The organism is Mycobacterium sp. 360MFTsu5.1, assembly GCF_000383495.1.
GTDB lineage: Bacteria > Actinomycetota > Actinomycetes > Mycobacteriales > Mycobacteriaceae > Mycobacterium > Mycobacterium mucogenicum_B.
In genome coordinates this window covers 1-20267 of record NZ_KB911462.1, presented here as the reverse complement: position 1 = coordinate 20267, position 20267 = coordinate 1, and the positions used below count along the sequence as shown (strand labels likewise).

The following is a 20267-nucleotide window of genomic DNA, read 5'->3' as shown; positions in this document are numbered from 1 at the left end:
TGGTCGTCCCCAAGCGACTCCGTCCGGGATCGCCGAGCCTCGCGTAGCCTGTCAGCAAACCGATCTTGCATGGGGGATCCGAATGAAACGCACACGCACAGCAGCTCTGTTCGCGGCGGTCTCGTCGGCGGCCGCCATCGTGATGGCCGTCCCCGCCCACGCCGATGACCAGATCGATCCCATGTTCCTGCAGGCCGTGCACGACAAAGGCATCCTCATGCCGAACAGCACCGCTCTCAAGCTCGCGCACGGCACCTGCAGCGCGATGCGAAGCGGCGGCGTCAACTCTGCACTGACCTACCTGAAGAAGAACGCCGCCAACCTGTCCAACGACGATGCCGTCAAGTTCGGCGGGCTGGCCATCTACGCGTACTGCCGCGAGTTGACGCCGAAGGGACAGTAGGTCAGGACTCGTCGGCGTCCGCGTCGGCCGTCAACACGTGGGCCGCTTCCATCAGCATCCAGCCGGCCACCTGCACCGACAGGTCGCGTTCCGGAATATCGGATGAATTCACCGCACCGTCAACGGATTTCGCCTTTTCACCGGCGTCCTTCGGCAGCTCGGCCGCGCGGTCCCAGAACGCGCCGAACAGCGGGATGCCGTTGACGGACTGCCGGTAGTCCCACGCCGACTGCGCAGATTTCAGCACCAGGCCGCGGGCGGTCGTCCTGGCCGCGTCGTCCTCCTCGGTATCCCCGGGCAAGGTGGTGGCCACCAGCGTCAGGTAGCGGGCCAGGATGGCGCCGAAGAGGCCACCGTCGCCGCCGCCGGCACCCCTGATCACGCCGTCGTCGAGCATGTGCTCGTTGACCGCGGCCACCAGGCGGTGCACCCGCTCCGCATGCCGCGGGTCGCCGGTACGCACGGCAAGCTCCACTTCCAGGCCCAACACCACGCCCTGGCAGTACGTGTACTGGGCGCGCACCATGGAACCGCCCTTGATGCCGTCGAACACCAGGTGCGTATCGGGATCGATCAGCGTGCCGTCGATCCAGTCGGCCATCTGCTGCGCCCGCCGCAGGCGGTCGTGGCGGGCCAGGAAGATGCCGGCCGGGCCGTTCGCCGGGGCGTTGAAGAACTGGTCCTGCTTGCGCCACGGGATACCGCCGCCGTCCTCGGGCACCCAGGCATTGAGGAACTGGTCGGTGAACGTCTTGAGCGCCTTGGGCCGGCCCACGCCGACCAACCGGCCGGAACGCTCCAGCGCGAGCGCCATCCACGCCATGTCGTCGTAGTAGTTGTTGGTCCAGGACCCGTTGTTGCGCAGTCGATGTCCACGGATCTGACGGCTGATGCGGGCGACGCGGTACTCCTGCGGGTCGCGCAGCTGCGCATCGATCATGCAGTCCAGCAGATGCGCCTGCCACCAGTAGTCCCAGCTCTTGAACAGCCGGTCGGCGCGCGTCGACGGCCAGGCCACGACGCCCAGCTGAGTGCCGGGCACCCCCCAGAGCCGCCGGATATGCCGGTTGAACACAGCCGTTTCCGCGCTGGCCGCACGGTTGGCCCAAACTGCATCCCCGTCGCTTCGCTCCACCGGACGCTGATCCATGCGTTCTATCCTGCCCTACCAGGCCCGATCCAGTCCTGCATGTTGAGTGATCCAGGTGTGCATGACGATCCCCGCGGCCACCCCGGCGTTGATGCTGCGGGTCGAGCCGAATTGTGCGATGGACACCGTCATCATCGACCCCGTCTTGGCGTCGTCGGTGATGCCCGGCCCCTCCTGCCCGAAGATCAGTAGACATTCGCGGGGCAGCGTCGTCTCTTCCAGCCGCACCGAGCCGGGGACGTTGTCGACGGCGACGGGGGTCAGCCCCGCGGCTTCGGCGAAGGCCAGCAGTTCCGCCGTGGTGGCGTGGTGCATGAGTCGCTGGTAGCGGTCAGTCACCATGGCGCCCCGGCGATTCCACCGCCGGCGGCCGACGATGTGCACGGTGTCCACCGCGAACGCATTGGCGGTGCGGACCACCGCGCCGATGTTGGCATCGTTGCCGAAGTTCTCGATCGCGATGTGCAGCGGGTGCCGGCGCTGGTCGATGTCGGCGATGATCGCCTCCCGCGTCCAGTACCGGTAGGCGTCGACGACGTTGCGAGTGTCGCCCTCGCGCAACAACTCCGGGTCGTAGCGCGGATCGTCGGGCAGCTCACCGGACCACGGGCCGACGCCGGGCCCGGCGCCCCACTCGGTGGGGCCTGGCACATCGGCGTGATCGGCGACCTGATCACTCACGCGAAATCCACACCGCCGCATGTGTTCCCACCACGGTGACGGTGGCGTACAGCAGCGCCTGGTTGATGTCGCCCTGCGTGCACAGCGAGGCACGGGTGTTGATCGCCCCGACCTTCGCGTCCGGCAGCACCAGCAGCGTCGCGCCGTAGACGTCACACATGTGCGACAGGCCGGGCGGCGGCAGTGTCGGCGCCACCGCGATCATCAGCGGCCCGCCACGCTTGGCCGAGTCATCTTTGTACCGGCTTGCCAGACCACCGATTTCGAGACCGAGCAGCATGTAGCCCTTGCCGGTGAACGCCGTCGGATCTCCCAGCGCCGCGGGAATCAACTGCCCGCCGTCGGCCCGGAACCCGTCGACGCTGGTGGCCTTGAGCGTCAGCCCCGTGTCGGACTCGTTGGTCGGCGTCAGGCCGACGGGGTACGCCGCGCCGTAGGCGACGGTGGTGTCCTTGATGCGGTCGGCGGGCGAGTACAGGTAGACGCCACGCACCTGGGTCTGGTCGCGCATCGGGCCCAAACAGACTGTGCCCGTTACCTTGTCCGGGTTCTGTACGACGGCCGGGTTGATCTTGAGGTTGGGGACCCCGTCGCAGCCACCGATCAGGTTCGATTCGATGGGATGCGCCAATGCGCCGTACAGGCCGAAGCGCAGGGCCTCGGGCTTGGCGTGTTCTCCACCGGCCTTCGCGGCGGCCAGATCGACGTCGATCAGCACCTGGTCGTCTTGGAAGCGCAGGTTGGACACCGAGACGTTCCAGCCCAGCAGTGCCTGCGACTCGCCGACTTTGGCGCTGGGCGCACCAAAGATGACGGAGTTCGCGGAGCTGTCACTGGAACACGCGACCAGCACACCGGCCAGCAGCACAGTCAGCAGCCGCGAGGCCAACCTGCGAAAAGACATGCGGCCAAGGTTAGCCGCAGGGACTCAGCGCTGATAATTCGGCGCGGGGCGGCCGTTACGGGCCGGCGCGAACTGCGTGTAGCGGCCGATGTCTGCGCGGCCAGGGGCCTGGTTGCTGCGGCCGGCGGGCAGTTCGTTCTGCCGCATCGGGCCGGCGCTGAGCGGACGGCTCGGCGAACCGCTGCGACGCGCGACGGCCTGGCCGGCGACGCTGTTCTGGCCGGACGGCACCGGCGGCAGCACCCGCAGCAGGTCGTTGAACTGGCGGACGGTGCGCAGACCCTCGTCCCACTGAGCGCGGGTGCTGGTGATCGGCATGGACACCAGCGTCCAGTTCTGCTCGTTCCACATGATCTCGGCGCAATCCGGGGCGGTGTGCGAGAACGTCACCATCCGGCGGTCGCAGGCGCGACGGGCGGCATCGAGGTTCGTGGAGTAGACCATGCGGGGGCCGATGGCGCCGAGCAGCCAGATGTCGTTTTCCCGCGGCTCCGGAATGTCCTTGAGGCGGACGTCCACGGCCACGTTGGTGCCGACCTTGCGGTGCAGAGCGATCACGGTGGCCACATCGTCGAGGTCGAAGATGAACACGGCCTCGCCGCGAATCTGTCCGAGCACGACGTTGCGGGCATGGACGTTCTCACCGACGGTCGACATGATGCCGCGGCTCCACCGCTTGACCAGGTCGGGAGTCTCGTGTTCGTAATCGAACCCGTGCGACTTCGCCCATGACTTGCGGCGCCGGCCGAGGCCACGTCGACGGTCGATGTCGACATACAGCAGCACTGCCGCACCCACGAAGCAGAGCGCGGAAAGCGTGAACCAGAGCGGGACCATCGGGCCAAGCCTACTGGTTGGTACCCGAAATGCTCGAACTCGAATTGGTTACAAGCTGGTCACGTGCTATTTGAGGTAGGCCACGATCGCGTTGGTGAGCCCCCGTCGGGCCACGTCGAGGTCGGTATAGGTGCCGAGCTGACGCTCTGACGCGATGCCGCGCATCGCGCCGGGGATGAACGAGGCCACCTCGCGCACCCGCTCAGGGTCGACGTCCAGGTCGGCGAAGGCCTGTTGGCACGTCTGCAGCCAGCTCTGCCCCCACGACGACAGCTCCGCGGCGGTCTTCGGGTACAGCCGCTCCAGCTCGGCGTGGTCTCGCGGTAGCGCCGCGCGCAGGTTCTCGATGGCGCGCGAATCGCCGATGGTCAGGCCGTCGTAGAGCAGGTCGATGATGGTCGCGACGCGTTGATGCAGCGTAGTGGCGCTGTCGTGGTGGCTGAGCATGCCCGCGCGACGCTCGGCGGTGCGGCGCAGGACAGCGGCCCAGAAGCCGTCGATGTCGCCGAACTGGTACTTCACGGCACCCCAGGTGGCGCCGATCTCCTTGGCGATCCGGTTGGCCGATACCGCGCCCGGATCGCCCGTGGCCAGCGCCTTGCGCGCGGCCTCCAACATGCTCTCCCTGGTGGCGTCGCCGCGCTTGTTGGTCCGTCGTGCCGCCGCGGTCATCGTCCGAGATTAGCGCAGTTTCGCAGAACCCTCTTTCAAAGTTTCACAGAACCCCCTACGATTCGGGTCATGGCCAAACCCCAGCTGCCGATGAAGCCGACGGGATGGTTCCAGGTCGCCTGGTCGGACGAGGTCGAAGTCGGCGCGGTGCGCACCATGAAGTACTTCGGCGAGGAGATGGTCGCCTGGCGCGCCGAATCCGGCGCCGTCACCGTCATGAACGCCTACTGCGAGCACCTCGGGGCACACCTCGGCTTCGGCGGCCACGTCGTCGGCGAGACCATCCAGTGCCCGTTCCACGGCTGGCAGTGGAACGCCGCCGGCCACAACGTCTGCATCCCGTACCAGGACCGGCCCAACCGCGGCCGCCGCATCCGGACCTACCCCGTCACCGAGCGCAACGAGGCCATCTACATCTGGCACGACGTCGAGGGCCGCGAGCCGTTCTTCGAGGCGCCCGATGTGTTCGCGTCGTTCAACGACGGCAGCAGCGCCGCCGACTATTACCCCCAGCAGCGACTGTTCCGCGAAACCCTCGAGCTGCACCCGCAATACGTCCTGGAGAACGGCGTCGACTTCGCACACTTCAAGTTCGTGCACCAGACGCCGATCGTGCCGGTGTTCACCCGGCACGACTTCGCGGCACCGATCTCCTACGTCGACTTCACCATCACTTTCGAGGGCAGCGACCAGCAGTCGATCGACGATGTCCGCAGCGGAGTCGAGGCCATCAACGGCGGTCTCGGCATCGCCGTCACCAAGAGCTGGGGCATGATCGACAACCGCACCATCTCGGCCGTCACACCCGTCGACGAGTCCACCTCCGACGTGCGCTTCATGGTCTACATCGGGCGGGCGCCCTGGAACGCCGAGCGCGCCAACGCCTTCGGCGACGAGGTGATCCGGCAGTTCACCCAGGACATCCACATCTGGTCGCACCAGCGCTACTCGGATCCGCCGGCGCTGGCCACCGCCGAATACGAAGGCTTCACCGCAATCCGTAAGTGGGCCATGCAGTTCTATCCCGAAACCCCGAAGGGCTGACCAGATGTCCAAGATTCGCGTCTTCCAGGTGGCGACCGGCAACGTCGGTACCGAGATGATCAAGCGCATCGGTAAGCGCCCCGACCTAGAATTGGTCGGATTACATTGCTACACAACGGAAAAGGTGGGACGGGACGCCGGCGAGATCGCCGGGATCGGACCCATCGGCGTCATCGCAACCGGCTCGGTCGACGACATCATCGCCGCGAAACCCGATGTCCTCACCTTCCACGGCGTCTTCCCCGACGAGGACCTCTACGTGAAAGTCCTTGAGGCCGGGATCAATATCGTGACGACGGCCGACTGGATCACCGGCTGGCACCGCGACACCAACCACCCACACCCCTCCGGCAAGCCGGTGTCACAGCTGCTGACCGAGGCCTGCGCCAAGGGCGGGTCGACGTTCTACGGCACCGGGATGAACCCCGGCGTCAACCAGATCCTGGGCGTGGTGTGTTCGGCCGACGTCGCGGAGATCGAGAACGTCACCACCATCGAATCGGTCGACGTGTCCTGCCATCACAGCAAGGACACCTGGATCGAGGTGGGATATGGCCTGCCCGTTGATGATCCGTCGATCCCGGCGAAGCTCGAGAAGTACACCCGGGTGTTCGCCGACAGCGTGCTCATGATGGCCGACTGCTTCGGGCTCGAACTCGACGAGGTGAAGTTCAGCGCCGAACTCGGCGCCTGCACCAAGGACGTCGACCTGGGCTGGTACACGCTGCCGAAGGGCTCCCTGGGCGGCAACTACATCAAGTACCAGGGCATGGTCGACGGTGTGCCGCGCATCGAGACGCATCTGGAATGGCAGATGACGCCGCACACCGACCCGAGCTGGAACATCAAGGGCTGCTACATCACTCAGATCAAGGGTGACCCCTGCGTCTACAACAAGCACATGATCTACCCGAAACCCGGTGTGGACCTGTCGAATCCGGACAACTTCGCCTCGATCGGCATGACCGTGACGGGGCTGCCCGCGCTCAACGTCATCGCCTCGGTGGTCAAAGCCCCGCCCGGACTGCTGACGAGCGCCGACGTGCCGCTACGCGGCTTCGCGGGCCGCTTCAACATCTGACCCGAGCCCGGCGAGAAGTACGCGCGCCAAGCGAAAACCCCCTATTTCCAAGGAAATAGGGGGTTCTCACGTCCACTCGGAAACTAACTCAGCCTCAGCCGAGGACCAGGCTCTCGCCATCCGCGCTGACGTTCACCGGGACGGTGTCGCCGTCGTGCACCTCGCCGGCCAGCAGCTTCTTGGCCAGCTGGTCGCCGATCGCCTGCTGCACCAACCGGCGCAGCGGACGCGCGCCGTACAGCGGGTCGAAGCCACGGTCGCCCAGCCACTTCTTGGCGTCCAGCGAGACCTCCAGCTGGAGGCGCCGCTGAGCCAGCCGCTTCTGCAGCTGCTGCAGCTGGATGTCGACGATGGACACCAGCTGGTCCGGGTTCAGCGCGTCGAAGATCAGCACGTCGTCGAGACGGTTGATGAACTCCGGCTTGAACTTGGCGCGCACCGCCGCCATCACCTGATCCGGAGTGCCTCCGGCGCCCAGGTTGGACGTCAGGATCAGGATGGTGTTGCGGAAGTCGACCGTGCGGCCCTGACCGTCGGTCAGCCGCCCTTCGTCGAGCACCTGCAGCAACACGTCGAACACGTCCGGGTGGGCCTTCTCGACCTCGTCGAACAGCACCACCGTGTACGGGCGTCGCCGCACCGCCTCGGTCAGCTGACCACCGGCGTCGTAGCCGACGTAGCCGGGAGGGGCACCGACCAGACGAGCCACCGAGTGCTTCTCGCCGTACTCGCTCATGTCGATGCGGACCATCGCGCGTTCGTCGTCGAACAGGAACTCCGCCAGCGCCTTGGCCAGCTCGGTCTTACCGACACCGGTCGGACCCAGGAACAGGAACGAACCCGTCGGGCGGTTGGGGTCGGCGACCCCGGCCCGGGCCCGGCGCACTGCGTCGGACACCGCGACCACCGCTTCGGCCTGGCCGATGACGCGCTTGCCCAGCTCGCTCTCCATCCGCAGCAGCTTGGCGGTCTCGCCCTCGAGCATGCGGCCGGCCGGGATGCCCGTCCACGCCGACACGACGTCGGCGATGTCGTCGGGGCTCACCTCTTCCTTGAGCATGACGTTCTCGCGGGCCTCGGCAACGGGCAGCGCCGCGTCGAGTTGCTTCTCGACCGCCGGAATCCGGCCGTACCGCAGCTCGGCAGCCTTGGCCAGATCGCCGTCACGCTCGGCCCGGTCGGCCTCACCGCGCAACGTCTCCAGCTGTTCCTTGAGCTCGCGGACGATGTCGATGGCGTTCTTCTCGTTCTGCCACCGGGTGGTCAGCTCGGAGAGCTTCTCCTTGTAGTCGGCCAACTCCGAGCGCAGCTTCTCCAGCCGCTCCTTCGACGCGTCGTCCTCTTCCTTGGACAGCGCCATCTCCTCGATCTCGAGGCGACGGACGAGTCGCTCGACCTCGTCGATCTCGACGGGCCGGGAGTCGATCTCCATGCGCAGCCGAGACGCGGCCTCGTCGACGAGGTCGATGGCCTTGTCCGGCAGGAAGCGCGACGTGATGTAGCGGTCCGACAGCGTGGCCGCCGCGACCAGCGCGGAGTCCGTGATGCGCACACCGTGGTGCACCTCGTAACGCTCCTTGAGGCCGCGCAGGATGCCGACGGTGTCCTCGACCGACGGCTCGCCGACCAGCACCTGCTGGAACCGGCGCTCCAGAGCGGCGTCCTTCTCGATGTACTTGCGGTACTCCTCGAGCGTGGTCGCACCGACCAGCCGCAGCTCGCCACGGGCCAGCATGGGCTTGATCATGTTGCCGGCATCCATCGCGGACTCGCCGGTCGCGCCGGCACCCACGATGGTGTGCAACTCGTCGATGAAGGTGATGACCTGCCCGGCCGAGTTCTTGATGTCATCGAGGACGGCCTTGAGCCGCTCTTCGAATTCACCGCGGTACTTGGCGCCGGCCACCATGGACCCGAGGTCCAGGGAGATGACGGTCTTGTCCCGCAGGCTCTCCGGCACGTCACCTTGAACGATGCGCTGGGCCAGGCCCTCGACGATCGCGGTCTTACCGACGCCGGGCTCACCGATCAGCACGGGGTTGTTCTTCGTGCGCCGGCTCAGGACCTGCACGACACGACGAATCTCCGTGTCGCGACCGATGACCGGGTCGAGCTTGCCTTCGCGAGCGCGTGCGGTCAGGTCGGTGGAGTACTTCTCCAGCGCCTGGTAGCTGCCCTCGGGGTCGGGGCTCGTGACGCGGGCGCTGCCGCGGACCTTCACGAACGCCTCGCGCAGCGTCTGCGGTGCGGCGCCGTGGTTGACCAGAAGCTTGGCGACGTCGGAGTCGCCGCTGGCCAGGCCGTACAGCAGGTGCTCGGTGGAGACGTATTCGTCGTCCATCTCGGTGGCCAGGTGCTGGGCAGCCGTCAGGGCTGCCACCGACTCACGAGACAGTTGCGGCGTCGAGTTGGCGCCACTGGCACTCGGCAGCTGGTCGATCAGCCGCTGGGCCTCGGCCCGGATGGCGGCGGGCTCGACACCGACGGCCTCCAGCAGAGGCGCGGCGATGCCGTCATTCTGGGTCAGCAGAGCCATCAACAAGTGCGCCGGACGGATCTCCGGGTTTCCGGCGGCAGTCGCCGCCTGCAACGCTGAGGTCAGCGCCGCCTGAGTCTTCGTGGTCGGGTTGAACGAGTCCACGACACCTCCCTTTCGTCTACAGAAAAATGCTTGTCGCTGAGTTCAACGTCGTCAAGGTTGAGTCTGTTCCGCTCAAGTCTAGAAAATTTCGACCAATTTTCAATACCGCCACAAGTCCTCTCCCATGCAGTCCGAATGCCCTTTGCCGGCGCAGGCATACTTGTCGCGACCGCGAAGGGGTGCACGCATGACAGATTGGGCTTCGGTCCTGACCGAACTGATTCCCCTCGCCCTGGTGATCGCCCTTTCTCCACTGTCGATCATTCCCGCCGTCCTGGTGCTGCAATCCCCCCACGCCCGCGTCACCGGCCTGACTTTTCTCGCCGGCTGGCTGGTGGCCATCGCGGTCCTCACCGGGGTGTTCGTCCAACTGTCCGGCCTCATGCCCCAGGCCGGCCATCCGTCGACCACGGCGTCGTGGGTGCGCATCGTGATCGGCGTCCTGCTGGTCGCCTTCGGTATCTACCGCTGGGCCAACCGCAACCACGACGCGCCCGAGCCGGCCTGGATGCGGAAGCTCACCAGCGTCACCCCCGCCCGAGGTTTCGTGACCGCCGCGGTGCTCGCGGTCGTGAACCCCAAAGTGCTGTTCATGTGCGTCGCCGCCGGTCTGGCGATCAGCACCGACGAGCTCCCCCACGCGGCGGCGTTGGCGTCGGTGCTGTGTTTCACCGTGGTCGCCGGCAGTTCGGTCGCCATCCCGATCCTGACCTACGCCGCCGCCGGCGAGCGGCTGGACCCGGCCATGGCCCGCCTCGGCGCCTGGCTGCACCGCCAGCACGCGGTGCTGGTCGCCGGAATCCTGATCATCATCGGACTTCTCGTGGCATACAAGGGCCTGAGCCACCTCTAGGACTACCGTTTAACCATGTCCGAGTCCGGCTTCGGCGATTTCGAGTTCGAACGAAAGTTCCTCGTCCGCGACCTGCCCGCTGTCACAGCGTCCGACCCTAGTCCTGCGCTGATCGTGCAGGCCTACCTGTTCGCATCCGACGGCTATGCCGTCCGGGTACGCATCCAGGGCCCTGCTCCGGCCGATCTGAGCGATCCCGCGATGGACCTCATCGACGCCATCGGCACCGACTCCATCGGCACCATGACCGCCAAGGGCCCAGCCACGGGCGGCACCCGCTATGAGGCCGAACGCGAACTCGATCCGCTGGTGGCCGGCGAAATCGTGCGTCGCGCCGAACACGTCGTGACCAAGGTGCGGTACTCGGTGTGGCTGGGTGAGGACGGCTGGATCATCGACCGGTTCACGGGCGGCAACGCCCCGCTCCTGCTGGCCGAGGTCGAGCGCGGCGGCCCGGTGGTCGACCTGGCGATCCCGACGTTCTGCGTCACCGAGGTGTCCGAGGACGACCGGTTCCGCAACGAATACCTCGCTCACCAGCCGTACGGCACGTGGGCCGACGCACACCGACGCGAACTCGACCTGCTGGGCCCGAGCTTCGTCAACACGTTGGGGCAGAACCACTTCGACACCACCTCGCCGATGTCTGATGGGACTTGACGACCGCGAAGCGCTGATGACGGTGCGGGCCGCGGTCGACCCTGCGCGCGGCGGGGACGACGTGATCGGCCGCTTCTACACCCGGTGGTTCGCCGGCGACCTGTCGGCGCGCGACCTCTTCCCACCGGACCTGGCCGCCCAGCGCACCGCCTTCAGCCAGGCACTGTTCTGGGTGCTCGGCGAGTTCATCGAGCAACGCGCCGAGGAGCCCGTGGCATTCCTGGCCCAGCTCGGTCGGGATCACCGCAAATACGGTGTGGGACATCAGCATTACGCGGCGCTGCAGGACGCACTGCTGACCACCCTGCGCGACGAACTCGGCGACCGCTGGGACGCGCGGGTCGCCGAGGCCACCACGCACGCCGTCGATCTGATCGTCGGCGTCATGCGCGGCGCCGCCGACTCCGAACAGACACCGCCCTACGTCGACGGCACCGTCGTCGAGCACCTCCGCGTCACCCGCGACGTGTCGGTAGTGCGACTGCAGCTCGACCAGGCGCTGCCGTATCACGCCGGTCAGTACGTCGCGGTGCAGGTGCCGCAGTGGCCGCGACGCTGGCGGCACCTGAGTCCGTCGATGCCCTCGGATGCCAGCGGTGCCATCGAGTTTCACGTCCGCTCCGTCAGCGGCGGCATGGTGAGCACCGCCATCGTCAACCAGACCGCACCCGGCGACCGCTGGCGACTGTCCAATCCCCATGGCGGAATGCATGTTTCACGTTCCGACGGTGATGTGCTGATGGTCGCCGGCAGCACCGGCCTGGCTCCGCTGCGGGCCCTGCTGATGAATCTGTGTCGCGAGGCCGAGAATCCGCGCGTGCACCTGTTCTTCGGCGGGCGCTATCCCTGCGACTTGTACGACCTACGCGTCCTGTGGGAGATCGCGGCCACCAATCCGTGGCTGTCCGTCACACCGGTGTCCGAGTACACCACCGACCCGCCGTGGGCCGCCGACTACCCCGACGTCCAGCCGCCGCGTGGGCTGCACGTCCGGCAGACCGGGCTGTTGCCCGACGTCGTGACGAGCTACGGCAGCTGGGGCGACCGGCAGATCCTGCTGTGCGGCGGACCGGAGATGGTCACGGCGACCAAAGCCGCTCTGATCGCCAAAGGCGCACCACCAGAACGTATTCAGCACGACCCGTTGGCCCACTGACGCTGGAGGAATCGATGGCCGAACTCGACACCGTCGTCTTGCGCGACCCCGAGTCCGCGATGACGGCGACGTTCGTCCCCGGCGCCGGCATGATCGGCACGTCGTTCGCCGATGGCGATCTCGAGTTCCTCGGCCAGCGCCGCGGCCTCGAGGCGTACCTGACCAATGCCAAGACCATGGGCATCCCACTGCTCTATCCGTGGGCGAATCGATTGGGCGCCAACACGTATGACGTCGACGGTGGCGTCGTCACATTGACGCCCGGCTTCGGCGGTGTCCGCACGGACCCGCACGGCTCGCCCATGCACGGCCTCCTGGCCGCGTACCCGGGTTGGGTGATCGTCGAGCAGTCCGCGAATTCGGTCACCGCCGCAGTCGATTTCAACCAGCCGGGCCTGTTGGCGTCGTTCCCGTTCCCGCACGTGCTGACACAGCGGGCCACATTGACGGGCCGTGTTCTGACGGTCGAGACCACCGTCCGGCCGTCGGCCTCCGCGGCGGTGCCGCTGTGCTTCGGGTACCACCCGTACCTGACCATTCCGGATGCGCCCCGGGAGGATTGGGTGCTGGAGACGCCGGCGCTACGGCATCTGCCGACTGATGATCGCGGTCTGCCCTCCGGCGCTGTCGAGCCGTGGCCGGCGCGGTCCGCGCCGCTCGGCGACACCACCTACGATGACGGCTTCGACCAGGTGCCCGACGGCGCGCAGTTCATCCTCCGCGGCGGCGACCACCGGATCACTGTGACATTCGAAACCGGCTACCCCGCCGCGCAGCTGTTCGCCCCGCCCGGCGACGCATTGGTGGCCATCGAGCCCATGGCCGCGCCCACCGACGCGCTGCGCCGCGGCGGCTATCGCCTCGCCGCTCCGGGCCGGCCGGCGACAGCGCGGTTCTCGATCACGGTCAACTGAGTTCCGAAATCGCGACAGGTGTCGCACACTTTCTGACGTGGATACGCAAGACCGCCTCGACCGGTGGGAACATCGCGCCGAGTGGCCCCTGGCCGCCGTCGCCGCCCTGTTCCTCGCCGCGTACAGCATCGAGGTCCTCGCCCAGCCGCACGGATTCGTCGCGCGGCTCCTGACCCTGGTGACCTGGCTGGCATGGGCGGTATTCACCGCCGACTACGCGGCGCGGCTCTACCTGGCCCCCGACCGGAAGGACTGGTTCTTGCGCCATCTGGTCGACCTGGCCATTGTGCTGCTGCCGCTGCTGCGGCCGCTTCGTCTGCTCCGGCTGGTCGTGCTGGTGGGTGCGCTGCAGAAGGCCATCGGCAATGCCATTCGCGGCAAGGTGATCATCTACACCATCTCCGGTGCCGTGCTGTTGGTGTACGTCGGGGCGCTGGCGGTGTACGAAGCCGAACGCGGCGCGCCGGACGCCCACATCACGAGCTTCGGTCTGGCCGTGTGGTGGGCGATGACCACGATCACCACCGTCGGCTACGGCGACATGTACCCCGTCACCACAACAGGCCGAGTCATGGCCAGCCTCATGATGATTGGCGGCATCAGCCTGGTTGGTTCGATCACCGCGACCATCGCGTCGTGGATCGTGCAGACTGTGTCGATCGATGATCAGAAACAAGACGCCGTGACGGCGGCGCACATCGAAGACCTGCGAGACGAGATCGCGCAACTGCGGGAGTTGTTGCGCGACAAGGTGGCTGACTGACGCCTAACCCCGCTGCGAATTCCCCCGCCGCCGCGGTTCCCACAGCACCAGTGCGGTGCTGGGCTTGCGGACGCGTTCGAGTTCGGCGGTCACCTCGGTGAGCCTGGCCTGCAGCGCCTCGACCTGATTGGTCAGCTCGATGATGCGCTTGATGCCGGCCAGGTTGACACCTTCGTCCTGGGACAGCCGCTGCACCTCGCGCAGCAGGTCGACGTCGTGCTGCGAATAGCGCCGACCGCCGCCCGAGGTGCGTTGGGGGCTGACCAGGCCGAGCCGGTCGTATGTCCGCAACGTCTGTGCGTGCATACCGGCCAGCTCGGCGGCCACCGAGATCAGGAAGGTCCGGGCTTCCTCTGTCTTACGCCGGGCGCTCATAGCGACCCGGCCCAACCGGCCCGCGGATCGAATCCGCTGGCCCGCTCTGCTTTTGCGTACGCCTCGAGCGCCTCCGCCGCTTCACCTTCGAGGTTCGGCGGCACGGCCACCTTCACGGTGACCAGCAGGTCGCCATGGCCACCGTCGCTGCCGCGCTTGGGCACACCGCGCCCTCGCACCCGCAGGATGCGGCCGTCGGACGTGCCCTTTGGCACCCTGACGCCAACCTTGCCTTCCAGCGTCGGCACGGAAAGCGTTGTCCCCAATGCCAATTCATGGAAGCTCACCGGAACGGTGACGGTCAGATCATCGCCGTCGCGGCCGAACACCTTGTCGGGCCGGACGTGCACGGTGACATACAGGTCGCCCGAGGGCGCCCCGCGTAGACCCGCTTCGCCCTGCCCGGCCAGCCGGATGCGCTGACCGTCGGTGACACCCGGAGGGATGCGCACGTTGATGGTGCGCGTCCGGGTGGAGACGCCGGTGCCTTTGCACTCGTCACACGGGTGCTCGATGATCGAGCCCGTGCCGCGGCATTCGGTGCACGGCTCCGAGAAGCCGAACGCACCCTGGTTGCGGTTGATGACGCCGGCGCCGTTGCAGTTGGGGCACACCTTCGGGCTGGTGCCCGGGCGCGCGCCACTGCCGTGGCAGTTGGTGCAGGGTGCCGGGCTGGTCAGACGCAGCGGCATGGCCACGCCCTTGGTCGCTTCGAGGAAGCTCAGCTCGGTTTCGGTTTCCAGGTCGTTGCCGCGGCGCGGACGGCTGGGGCGCGGCTGCTGCGCACCCCGGCCGAACAGGCCGCCGAACAGGTCACCGATGTTGGCGCCGCCGGTCTGCCCCGCCTGGTCGAACAGGTCGCCCAGGTTGAACTCCGACGTGTCGCCGCCGAAACCTCCGAAGCCGCCACCGCCACCGCCACCACCGAAGCGGCGGCCGAATCCACCGTTGGCGAAAAGCCGTCGGGTTTCGTCGTATTCGGCACGCTTGGTGTCGTCGGTCAGAACTTCCTTGGCCTCGGTCGCCGCCTTGTAGCGTTCCTCGGCTGCCGGATTGTTCGGGTTGCGGTCCGGATGGTTGTCGGCCAGCACCTTGCGCGCGGCGCGCTTGATCTCATCCTTCGTGGCGTCAGAGGTGACGCCGAGTTCCTTATAGAAGTCCTTCTCGACCCATTCCCGTTGAGCCATGTCGCGTCACCTCCTCAGCGTCGCTCGGTTACTCGTTTGATTCTGGTTTCTGTTCGGTCGCAGCGTCGGTATTGGTGGGCGTGTCGGGCTGGTCAGCCGCGTCGAACTCGGTCGGCACGGCATCGACAACCCCGACCAGCGCGTGCCGCAGCACCTGCTCGCCGAGTTTGTAGCCCTGGCGCATCACAGTGCCGAGCACCGGATTTGAGCCGTCGCCCTCGTGCTGCACCGCCTCGTGAAGCGACGGATCGAACTCGTCACCCTCGGCACCGAATGCGCTGAGACCGATGTTGCCCAGCGCGGCAGAAAGCTTGTCCGCCACCGACTTCAGCGGCCCGGCCTCGAGATCCCCGTGGGCGCGAGCCCGGTCGAGATCGTCGAGGACCGGCAACAGGTGCTGTGCGACAAGCGCTTTGGCCCGCTCGGCGGCGGCCTGTTCCTGACGGATCGCGCGCTTGCGGTAGTTGTCGTACTCAGCCTTGACCCGTTGCAGCGTCGACTTGAGCTCAGCGGCTTCGTCCAGGGCTTCGCCGGCGGCCGGGGCCTCCGGCGCCGACCCCTCAGGGGCCGACGCCGGAGCGCCCTCACGTGGTTCGCCGGTTTCCGGATCGATGCGCCGCTTGTCGGTGATGGTCACCGGCTCGTGCGAATCGTCCTGGCTCACTTGTTCTCCTGATCGTCCTCGACAACCTCGGCGTCCACGACGTTGTCATCTGCGGCGGCGCCACCCGGAGCACCCGCACCCGCGCCGGCGGCCTGCTCGGCCTGAGTGGCCTCGTAGATCGCCTGGCCCAGGGCCTGGCTCTCGACGCCCAGCTTCTCCATGGCCGTCTTGATGGCGGCGATGTCGGTGCCGGCGAGCGCGGTCTTGGCCTCGGCGATGGCGCCGTCGACCTTGGTCAGGGTCTCCTCGGGGACCTTCGAGCCGCCCTCGGCTTCACGCTGGTCCTTGACGAACTTCTCCGTCTGGTAGACGAGCGACTCGGCCTGGTTGCGGACGTCGGCCTCTTCGCGACGCTTCTTGTCCTCTTCGGCGTGCGCCTCGGCGTCCTTGATCATCCGGTCGATCTCCTCCTGGGACAGGCCGGAGCCTTCCTGGATCTTGATCGTGTTCTCCTTGCCCGTGCCCTTGTCCTTGGCGGTCACGTGCACGATGCCGTTGACGTCGATGTCGAAGGTGACCTCGATCTGCGGCACGCCACGCGGGGCCGGCGGGATGCCGGTCAGCTCGAAGCTGCCGAGCAGCTTGTTGTGCGCAGCGATCTCGCGCTCGCCCTGGAAGACCTGAATCTGCACGGACGGCTGGTTGTCGTCGGCCGTGGTGAAGGTCTCGGACCGCTTGGTCGGGATCGTGGTGTTGCGCTCGATCAGCTTGGTCATCACGCCACCCTTGGTCTCGATACCGAGGGACAGCGGGGTGACGTCAAGCAGCAGAACGTCTTTCACCTCACCCTTGAGCACACCGGCCTGCAGCGCGGCACCGACGGCCACGACCTCGTCCGGGTTGACACCCTTGTTGGGCTCCTTGCCACCGGTCAGTTCCTTGACCAGTTCGGTGACGGCGGGCATACGGGTCGAGCCACCGACGAGGACCACGTGGTCGATGTCGGAGACCGAGATACCGGCGTCCTTGATCACGGACTGGAACGGCTGACGGGTGCGGTCGAGCAGGTCCTGCGTGATGCGCTGGAACTCGGCACGGGTCAGCTGCTCGTCGAGGAACAGCGGGTTCTTGTCGGCGTCGACGGTGATGTACGGCAGGTTGATCGAGGTGCTCTGGCTCGAGCTCAGTTCGATCTTGGCCTTCTCCGCAGCCTCGCGCAGACGCTGCATCGCCATCTTGTCCTTGGTCAGGTCGATGCCGCTGGTGCCCTTGAACTTGTCGACCAGCCACTGCACGATGCGCTCGTCCCAGTCGTCACCACCGAGGTGGTTGTCACCGGAAGTCGCCTTGACCTCGACGACGCCCTCGCCGATTTCCAGCAGCGAGACGTCGAAGGTGCCACCACCGAGGTCGAAGACCAGGATGGTCTGTTCCTTCTCGCCCTTGTCCAGGCCGTAGGCCAGGGCGGCCGCGGTCGGCTCGTTGACGATGCGCAGCACGTTGAGGCCGGCGATCTGGCCGGCTTCCTTGGTGGCCTGACGCTGGGCGTCGTTGAAGTAAGCCGGAACGGTGATGACGGCGTCGGTGATGTCCTCACCGAGGTACGCCTCCGCGTCGCGCTTCAGCTTCTGCAGCGTGCGCGCGCTGATCTCCTGCGAGGTGTACTGCTTGCCGTCGATGTCGATGGTCCAGTCAGTGCCGATGTGCCGCTTCACCGAACGGATGGTCCGGTCGACGTTGGTCACTGCCTGGTTCTTCGCGGGCTGGCCGACCAGCACCTCGCCGTTACGCGCGAATGCGACGACCGACGGGGTGGTACGGGAGCCCTCCGAGTTTGCGACGACGACGGGGTCGCCACCTTCGAGAACCGAGACGCATGAGTTGGTGGTCCCGAGGTCGATACCGACCGCACGAGCCATAGTGATGCCTCCTGATAGACATTGTTGGGTGATCTGAGCGAACTGCGCTCAAGCTTGCTATCGGACGGGGCCGTCTGTCAAGCCGAACTTGAGCCGAGTGCACTCAACTTGTTGTCGGTGAGTCCAACGGGGGCAGTTCCCGATCTATTCCCGATTCCCCAAAAATGTCTATCCGGTTCCATCTGCGCTGGTCAGGCACCTCCTGTGGCGACCATCGCCCGCACCGACTCGGGCAACTCGGCCGTCGACCACTCCGCTCGCTGGGGTGCGCCGTAGGTGACCGAGAACGGCACGATGCCCGCCCAGGCGGTGGTCTCCTCGTCCGGTTCGGCGACGGGCCCGCCGTTGACCTTGTACACCCAGTCGCCGTCGACGATCGGCAGAGAGATGACGTTGGTGGCCGCGATCTCCTTGGGCAACATCGCGCGCACCTCGGCGGTGCGACCGGGGATCAGCAGCTCACTGAAGCGCTCGAGCAAGGCCGCCCGATCTTCCCGGCGCGCCGGCTCCACCTCGCCGTACAGCACCGCGGAGCGGTAGTGCACCGACGAGTCAAAAGTGCTGTGCGCCACCACAAGTGCGTCCATGGCCGTCACGCAGAAGGCGACCTGCGCGCCCGCCCCCTTCGTACCGAGCGCGCCCGCGCCGGTCGAACCGTGGATGAGAATCCGGTCGCCGTGACGGACGTACAGCGTCGGCACCGCCAGCGGCCGGACCTTGCCGTTCGGACGGGCCACGTCGCCGATGCTGAGCACGCCCCACCACTGCTCATCGAGGAACTCCTCCAGCGCGGCGCGTGCCGTGGACTGACGACCATACTTACGGGTGACCTTTTCCATGAGCCCAGATCACCATGATTGCGGCCTTATCTGAATAGCCAGAAATACTATTTCTGGCAGGCCAGTATTCTGGCGGGGGTGGCGCGGCACACCCGGGCGGTACATCTGCCTCTCGATACCACCGACCTCAGCGCCCGGGCGATCGCGAGCCAACTGGTGGCATTGATGGCCGCCGGGCAGGTCGGCGACGGCGACTGGCTGCCGTCAACCCGCGCACTCGCGCATGAGCTCGGGGCCTCGCGGACGATGGTCGCCGCAGCCTACGACGAATTGGTCGCGGCCGGATTTCTCGAAGGCGTCCCCGGCGCCGGAACCCGGACAACCGTCGGCGCCACTGCGGCCGCCCGCGCCGGACTGTCCAGCCGCGCGCCCCGCCTCGAGAAGACCAACGTCGCGCCGGCAGCACATACCGCGGTGCACCACACCGATGCTGTCGATCTGCGCCCGGGCACCCCGGACACCGGACTCATCGACATGCGGGCCTGGACGCGTGTGTGGCGGGCCGCGGCGTCGTCCCCACCGACGACGCTCTCGCCCTGGCAGGACACCGACGATGCCTTCACTGCCGCCATGTCCCGCCACCTGCGCACCAATCGGGGCATCGACACCGACACGGTTTTCGACATTCCCGGATCGACGGCGGCTTTTCAGACGCTGGCGGCCGTGAGTGGTCTCACCCGCTGCTACCTCGAATCGCCCTGCTACCCCGCCGCGGCTCACGAATTCCGCCGCGCCGGCCTGGATCTGGTTTTCGTTCCCGTCGACCATGACGGGCTGTGCGTCGACAGACTCGGCGACGAGGCCGGCATCGTCTACACGACACCGGCTCACCAATACCCGCTCGGGCACCGACTCTCGGTGAATCGGCGGGCCGCGCTCGTTGCGTGGGCCAAGCGCACCGGGTCGATCGTCATCGAAGACGACTACGACGGCGAGTTCCGCTACGGCGTTGCGCCACTTCCCGCCATCCGGTCGATTCCCGGCGCCGGGGAACACGTGGCCTACGTCGGCACTGCGTCCAAGATGCTCGCACCGAGCCTGGGCGCCGCCTGGTTGGTGCCACCACTGCCCCTGCGTGACGCGGTCCAGACTTACCTTCGCGACCACCGCATCGCGGTCTCGACCATCACGCGCATCGCCCTCACCGAACTGATCACCGCCGGGGAACTGCAACGACACCTGGCCCGGGCCGGCCGCGAATACCGTTGCCGCCGAGACATTCTCATCACGGAACTCGAGGCACGCTGTCCCGATCTCGACGTGCTCGGCGTCCAAGCCGGACTGCACGTCGCCATCCTGCTGCCCGCCGATCACCGCGACCGCGACGTCGCCGCATCGCTTGAGGCCGACGGTCTCATCGTCACGCCACTGTCGACCTTCCCTCGGCGGTCCGACTCCGAGATAAACGGCATCGCAGTCAATTTCGCGCAGATCGACCGCTCGACCGCCAGGCGCTTCGCCGATTGCACTGCCACGGCGATCGCCACCTAGAACGGTGCGGGTTCATTCCAGCCTTCTTCTGCTGCCCGGATCTTTTCGTGTTCGATGCGGCGCGATTGTTCGTCGGCGATGCGTTCTTCGTTG

At 67.0% G+C, this 20267-nt stretch carries 20 protein-coding genes; 9 read left to right on the top strand and 11 right to left on the bottom strand.

Going from position 1 to position 20267, the window contains the following annotated elements:
- The first annotated feature begins 82 nt into the window (after positions 1 to 82).
- Positions 83 to 403, top strand: a complete 321-nt coding sequence (locus tag H289_RS0100105) for a DUF732 domain-containing protein (protein ID WP_020098711.1) — start codon at positions 83 to 85, stop codon at positions 401 to 403.
- A 1-nt stretch (position 404) separates the two neighbouring features.
- Here H289_RS0100105 and H289_RS0100100 read toward each other — a convergent pair whose 3' ends face one another.
- From H289_RS0100100 to H289_RS0100080, 5 genes are all read right to left on the bottom strand, one after another.
- Positions 405 to 1553: a glycoside hydrolase family 76 protein gene (locus H289_RS0100100; RefSeq protein ID WP_020098710.1), complete on the bottom strand. Its 1149-nt coding sequence runs from the start codon at positions 1551 to 1553 to the stop codon at positions 405 to 407.
- 15 nt (positions 1554 to 1568) lie between these two features.
- A complete protein-coding gene (locus H289_RS0100095; RefSeq protein WP_051128367.1) occupies positions 1569 to 2255 on the bottom strand; it encodes a TrmH family RNA methyltransferase in 687 nt (228 codons plus the stop codon).
- On the bottom strand, positions 2227 to 3138 hold the full coding sequence (locus H289_RS0100090) for a hypothetical protein (RefSeq protein ID WP_036419920.1): 912 nt from the start codon (positions 3136 to 3138) through the stop codon (positions 2227 to 2229). The genes H289_RS0100095 and H289_RS0100090 overlap by 29 nt, the downstream gene beginning before the upstream one ends.
- A gap of 24 nt (positions 3139 to 3162) precedes the next feature.
- Positions 3163 to 3975: a trehalose monomycolate transport factor TtfA gene (gene ttfA / locus H289_RS0100085; RefSeq protein ID WP_020098707.1), complete on the bottom strand. Its 813-nt coding sequence runs from the start codon at positions 3973 to 3975 to the stop codon at positions 3163 to 3165.
- 66 nt (positions 3976 to 4041) lie between these two features.
- Positions 4042 to 4647 (bottom strand): TetR/AcrR family transcriptional regulator, encoded by a 606-nt coding sequence (locus tag H289_RS0100080; protein ID WP_020098706.1) that lies wholly within the window; start codon positions 4645 to 4647, stop codon positions 4042 to 4044.
- A 69-nt stretch (positions 4648 to 4716) separates the two neighbouring features.
- Between H289_RS0100080 and H289_RS0100075 the strand changes: the two genes are divergently transcribed.
- Complete coding sequence (locus H289_RS0100075; protein WP_020098705.1) at positions 4717 to 5691, top strand: aromatic ring-hydroxylating dioxygenase subunit alpha; 975 nt, start codon at positions 4717 to 4719, stop codon at positions 5689 to 5691.
- 4 nt (positions 5692 to 5695) lie between these two features.
- A complete protein-coding gene (locus H289_RS0100070; protein ID WP_020098704.1) occupies positions 5696 to 6772 on the top strand; it encodes an NAD(P)H-dependent amine dehydrogenase family protein in 1077 nt (358 codons plus the stop codon).
- Between the two features lie 94 nt (positions 6773 to 6866).
- Here the strand turns inward: H289_RS0100070 and clpB are convergent, their stop codons facing one another.
- Positions 6867 to 9413, bottom strand: a complete 2547-nt coding sequence (clpB, locus tag H289_RS0100065) for an ATP-dependent chaperone ClpB (RefSeq protein ID WP_020098703.1) — start codon at positions 9411 to 9413, stop codon at positions 6867 to 6869.
- A gap of 187 nt (positions 9414 to 9600) precedes the next feature.
- Here clpB and H289_RS0100060 point away from each other — a divergent pair, with 187 nt between their 5' ends.
- The 5 genes from H289_RS0100060 to H289_RS0100040 are packed head-to-tail and all read left to right on the top strand — an operon-like array spanning position 9601 to position 13759.
- Complete coding sequence (locus H289_RS0100060; protein WP_020098702.1) at positions 9601 to 10266, top strand: GAP family protein; 666 nt, start codon at positions 9601 to 9603, stop codon at positions 10264 to 10266.
- 15 nt (positions 10267 to 10281) lie between these two features.
- Positions 10282 to 10926 carry a CYTH domain-containing protein gene (locus H289_RS0100055; protein WP_020098701.1) on the top strand — a complete coding sequence of 215 codons (645 nt, stop codon included), beginning with the start codon at positions 10282 to 10284 and terminating at the stop codon, positions 10924 to 10926.
- Complete coding sequence (locus tag H289_RS0100050) at positions 10916 to 12082, top strand: FAD-binding oxidoreductase (RefSeq protein WP_020098700.1); 1167 nt, start codon at positions 10916 to 10918, stop codon at positions 12080 to 12082. Before H289_RS0100055 ends, H289_RS0100050 begins: the two co-directional genes overlap by 11 nt.
- 14 nt (positions 12083 to 12096) lie before the next feature.
- Positions 12097 to 12996 (top strand): aldose 1-epimerase, encoded by a 900-nt coding sequence (locus H289_RS0100045; RefSeq protein WP_020098699.1) that lies wholly within the window; start codon positions 12097 to 12099, stop codon positions 12994 to 12996.
- A gap of 37 nt (positions 12997 to 13033) precedes the next feature.
- The gene (locus H289_RS0100040) at positions 13034 to 13759 is read left to right on the top strand and encodes a potassium channel family protein (protein ID WP_020098698.1); all 726 of its coding nucleotides are present in this window, start codon (positions 13034 to 13036) and stop codon (positions 13757 to 13759) included.
- Between the two features lie 3 nt (positions 13760 to 13762).
- Here the strand turns inward: H289_RS0100040 and H289_RS0100035 are convergent, their stop codons facing one another.
- The 5 genes from H289_RS0100035 to H289_RS0100015 all read right to left on the bottom strand — a co-directional run bounded on the left by H289_RS0100035 (position 13763) and on the right by H289_RS0100015 (position 18683).
- Positions 13763 to 14134, bottom strand: coding sequence for a heat shock protein transcriptional repressor HspR (locus H289_RS0100035; protein WP_020098697.1), 372 nt, complete (start codon positions 14132 to 14134; stop codon positions 13763 to 13765).
- A complete protein-coding gene (dnaJ, locus tag H289_RS0100030; protein WP_020098696.1) occupies positions 14131 to 15321 on the bottom strand; it encodes a molecular chaperone DnaJ in 1191 nt (396 codons plus the stop codon). The genes H289_RS0100035 and dnaJ overlap by 4 nt, the downstream gene beginning before the upstream one ends.
- Before the next feature lie 28 nt (positions 15322 to 15349).
- Positions 15350 to 15985 carry a nucleotide exchange factor GrpE gene (gene grpE, locus H289_RS0100025; RefSeq protein WP_020098695.1) on the bottom strand — a complete coding sequence of 212 codons (636 nt, stop codon included), beginning with the start codon at positions 15983 to 15985 and terminating at the stop codon, positions 15350 to 15352.
- Positions 15982 to 17844: a molecular chaperone DnaK gene (gene dnaK, locus H289_RS0100020; protein ID WP_020098694.1), complete on the bottom strand. Its 1863-nt coding sequence runs from the start codon at positions 17842 to 17844 to the stop codon at positions 15982 to 15984. The genes grpE and dnaK overlap by 4 nt, the downstream gene beginning before the upstream one ends.
- A gap of 191 nt (positions 17845 to 18035) precedes the next feature.
- Positions 18036 to 18683 carry a pyridoxamine 5'-phosphate oxidase family protein gene (locus H289_RS0100015; RefSeq protein WP_020098693.1) on the bottom strand — a complete coding sequence of 216 codons (648 nt, stop codon included), beginning with the start codon at positions 18681 to 18683 and terminating at the stop codon, positions 18036 to 18038.
- A 78-nt stretch (positions 18684 to 18761) separates the two neighbouring features.
- Here H289_RS0100015 and H289_RS0100010 point away from each other — a divergent pair, with 78 nt between their 5' ends.
- Positions 18762 to 20174 (top strand): aminotransferase-like domain-containing protein, encoded by a 1413-nt coding sequence (locus tag H289_RS0100010; protein WP_020098692.1) that lies wholly within the window; start codon positions 18762 to 18764, stop codon positions 20172 to 20174.
- The last annotated feature ends 93 nt before the right edge of the window (positions 20175 to 20267 follow it).

What these genes read in the sequence shown, in the direction of transcription:
- H289_RS0100105 (WP_020098711.1), top strand. Translation starts at nt 83, where the DNA reads ATGAAACGCACACGCACAGCAGCTCTGTTCGCGGCGGTCTCGTCGGCG.
- H289_RS0100100 (WP_020098710.1), bottom strand. Translation starts at nt 1,553, where the DNA reads ATGGATCAGCGTCCGGTGGAGCGAAGCGACGGGGATGCAGTTTGGGCC.
- H289_RS0100095 (WP_051128367.1), bottom strand. Translation starts at nt 2,255, where the DNA reads ATGCGGCGGTGTGGATTTCGCGTGAGTGATCAGGTCGCCGATCACGCC.
- H289_RS0100090 (WP_036419920.1), bottom strand. Translation starts at nt 3,138, where the DNA reads ATGTCTTTTCGCAGGTTGGCCTCGCGGCTGCTGACTGTGCTGCTGGCC.
- ttfA (WP_020098707.1), bottom strand. Translation starts at nt 3,975, where the DNA reads ATGGTCCCGCTCTGGTTCACGCTTTCCGCGCTCTGCTTCGTGGGTGCG.
- H289_RS0100080 (WP_020098706.1), bottom strand. Translation starts at nt 4,647, where the DNA reads ATGACCGCGGCGGCACGACGGACCAACAAGCGCGGCGACGCCACCAGG.
- H289_RS0100075 (WP_020098705.1), top strand. Translation starts at nt 4,717, where the DNA reads ATGGCCAAACCCCAGCTGCCGATGAAGCCGACGGGATGGTTCCAGGTC.
- H289_RS0100070 (WP_020098704.1), top strand. Translation starts at nt 5,696, where the DNA reads ATGTCCAAGATTCGCGTCTTCCAGGTGGCGACCGGCAACGTCGGTACC.
- H289_RS0100060 (WP_020098702.1), top strand. Translation starts at nt 9,601, where the DNA reads ATGACAGATTGGGCTTCGGTCCTGACCGAACTGATTCCCCTCGCCCTG.
- H289_RS0100055 (WP_020098701.1), top strand. Translation starts at nt 10,282, where the DNA reads ATGTCCGAGTCCGGCTTCGGCGATTTCGAGTTCGAACGAAAGTTCCTC.
- H289_RS0100050 (WP_020098700.1), top strand. Translation starts at nt 10,916, where the DNA reads ATGGGACTTGACGACCGCGAAGCGCTGATGACGGTGCGGGCCGCGGTC.
- H289_RS0100045 (WP_020098699.1), top strand. Translation starts at nt 12,097, where the DNA reads ATGGCCGAACTCGACACCGTCGTCTTGCGCGACCCCGAGTCCGCGATG.
- H289_RS0100035 (WP_020098697.1), bottom strand. Translation starts at nt 14,134, where the DNA reads ATGAGCGCCCGGCGTAAGACAGAGGAAGCCCGGACCTTCCTGATCTCG.
- dnaJ (WP_020098696.1), bottom strand. Translation starts at nt 15,321, where the DNA reads ATGGCTCAACGGGAATGGGTCGAGAAGGACTTCTATAAGGAACTCGGC.
- dnaK (WP_020098694.1), bottom strand. Translation starts at nt 17,844, where the DNA reads ATGGCTCGTGCGGTCGGTATCGACCTCGGGACCACCAACTCATGCGTC.
- H289_RS0100015 (WP_020098693.1), bottom strand. Translation starts at nt 18,683, where the DNA reads ATGGAAAAGGTCACCCGTAAGTATGGTCGTCAGTCCACGGCACGCGCC.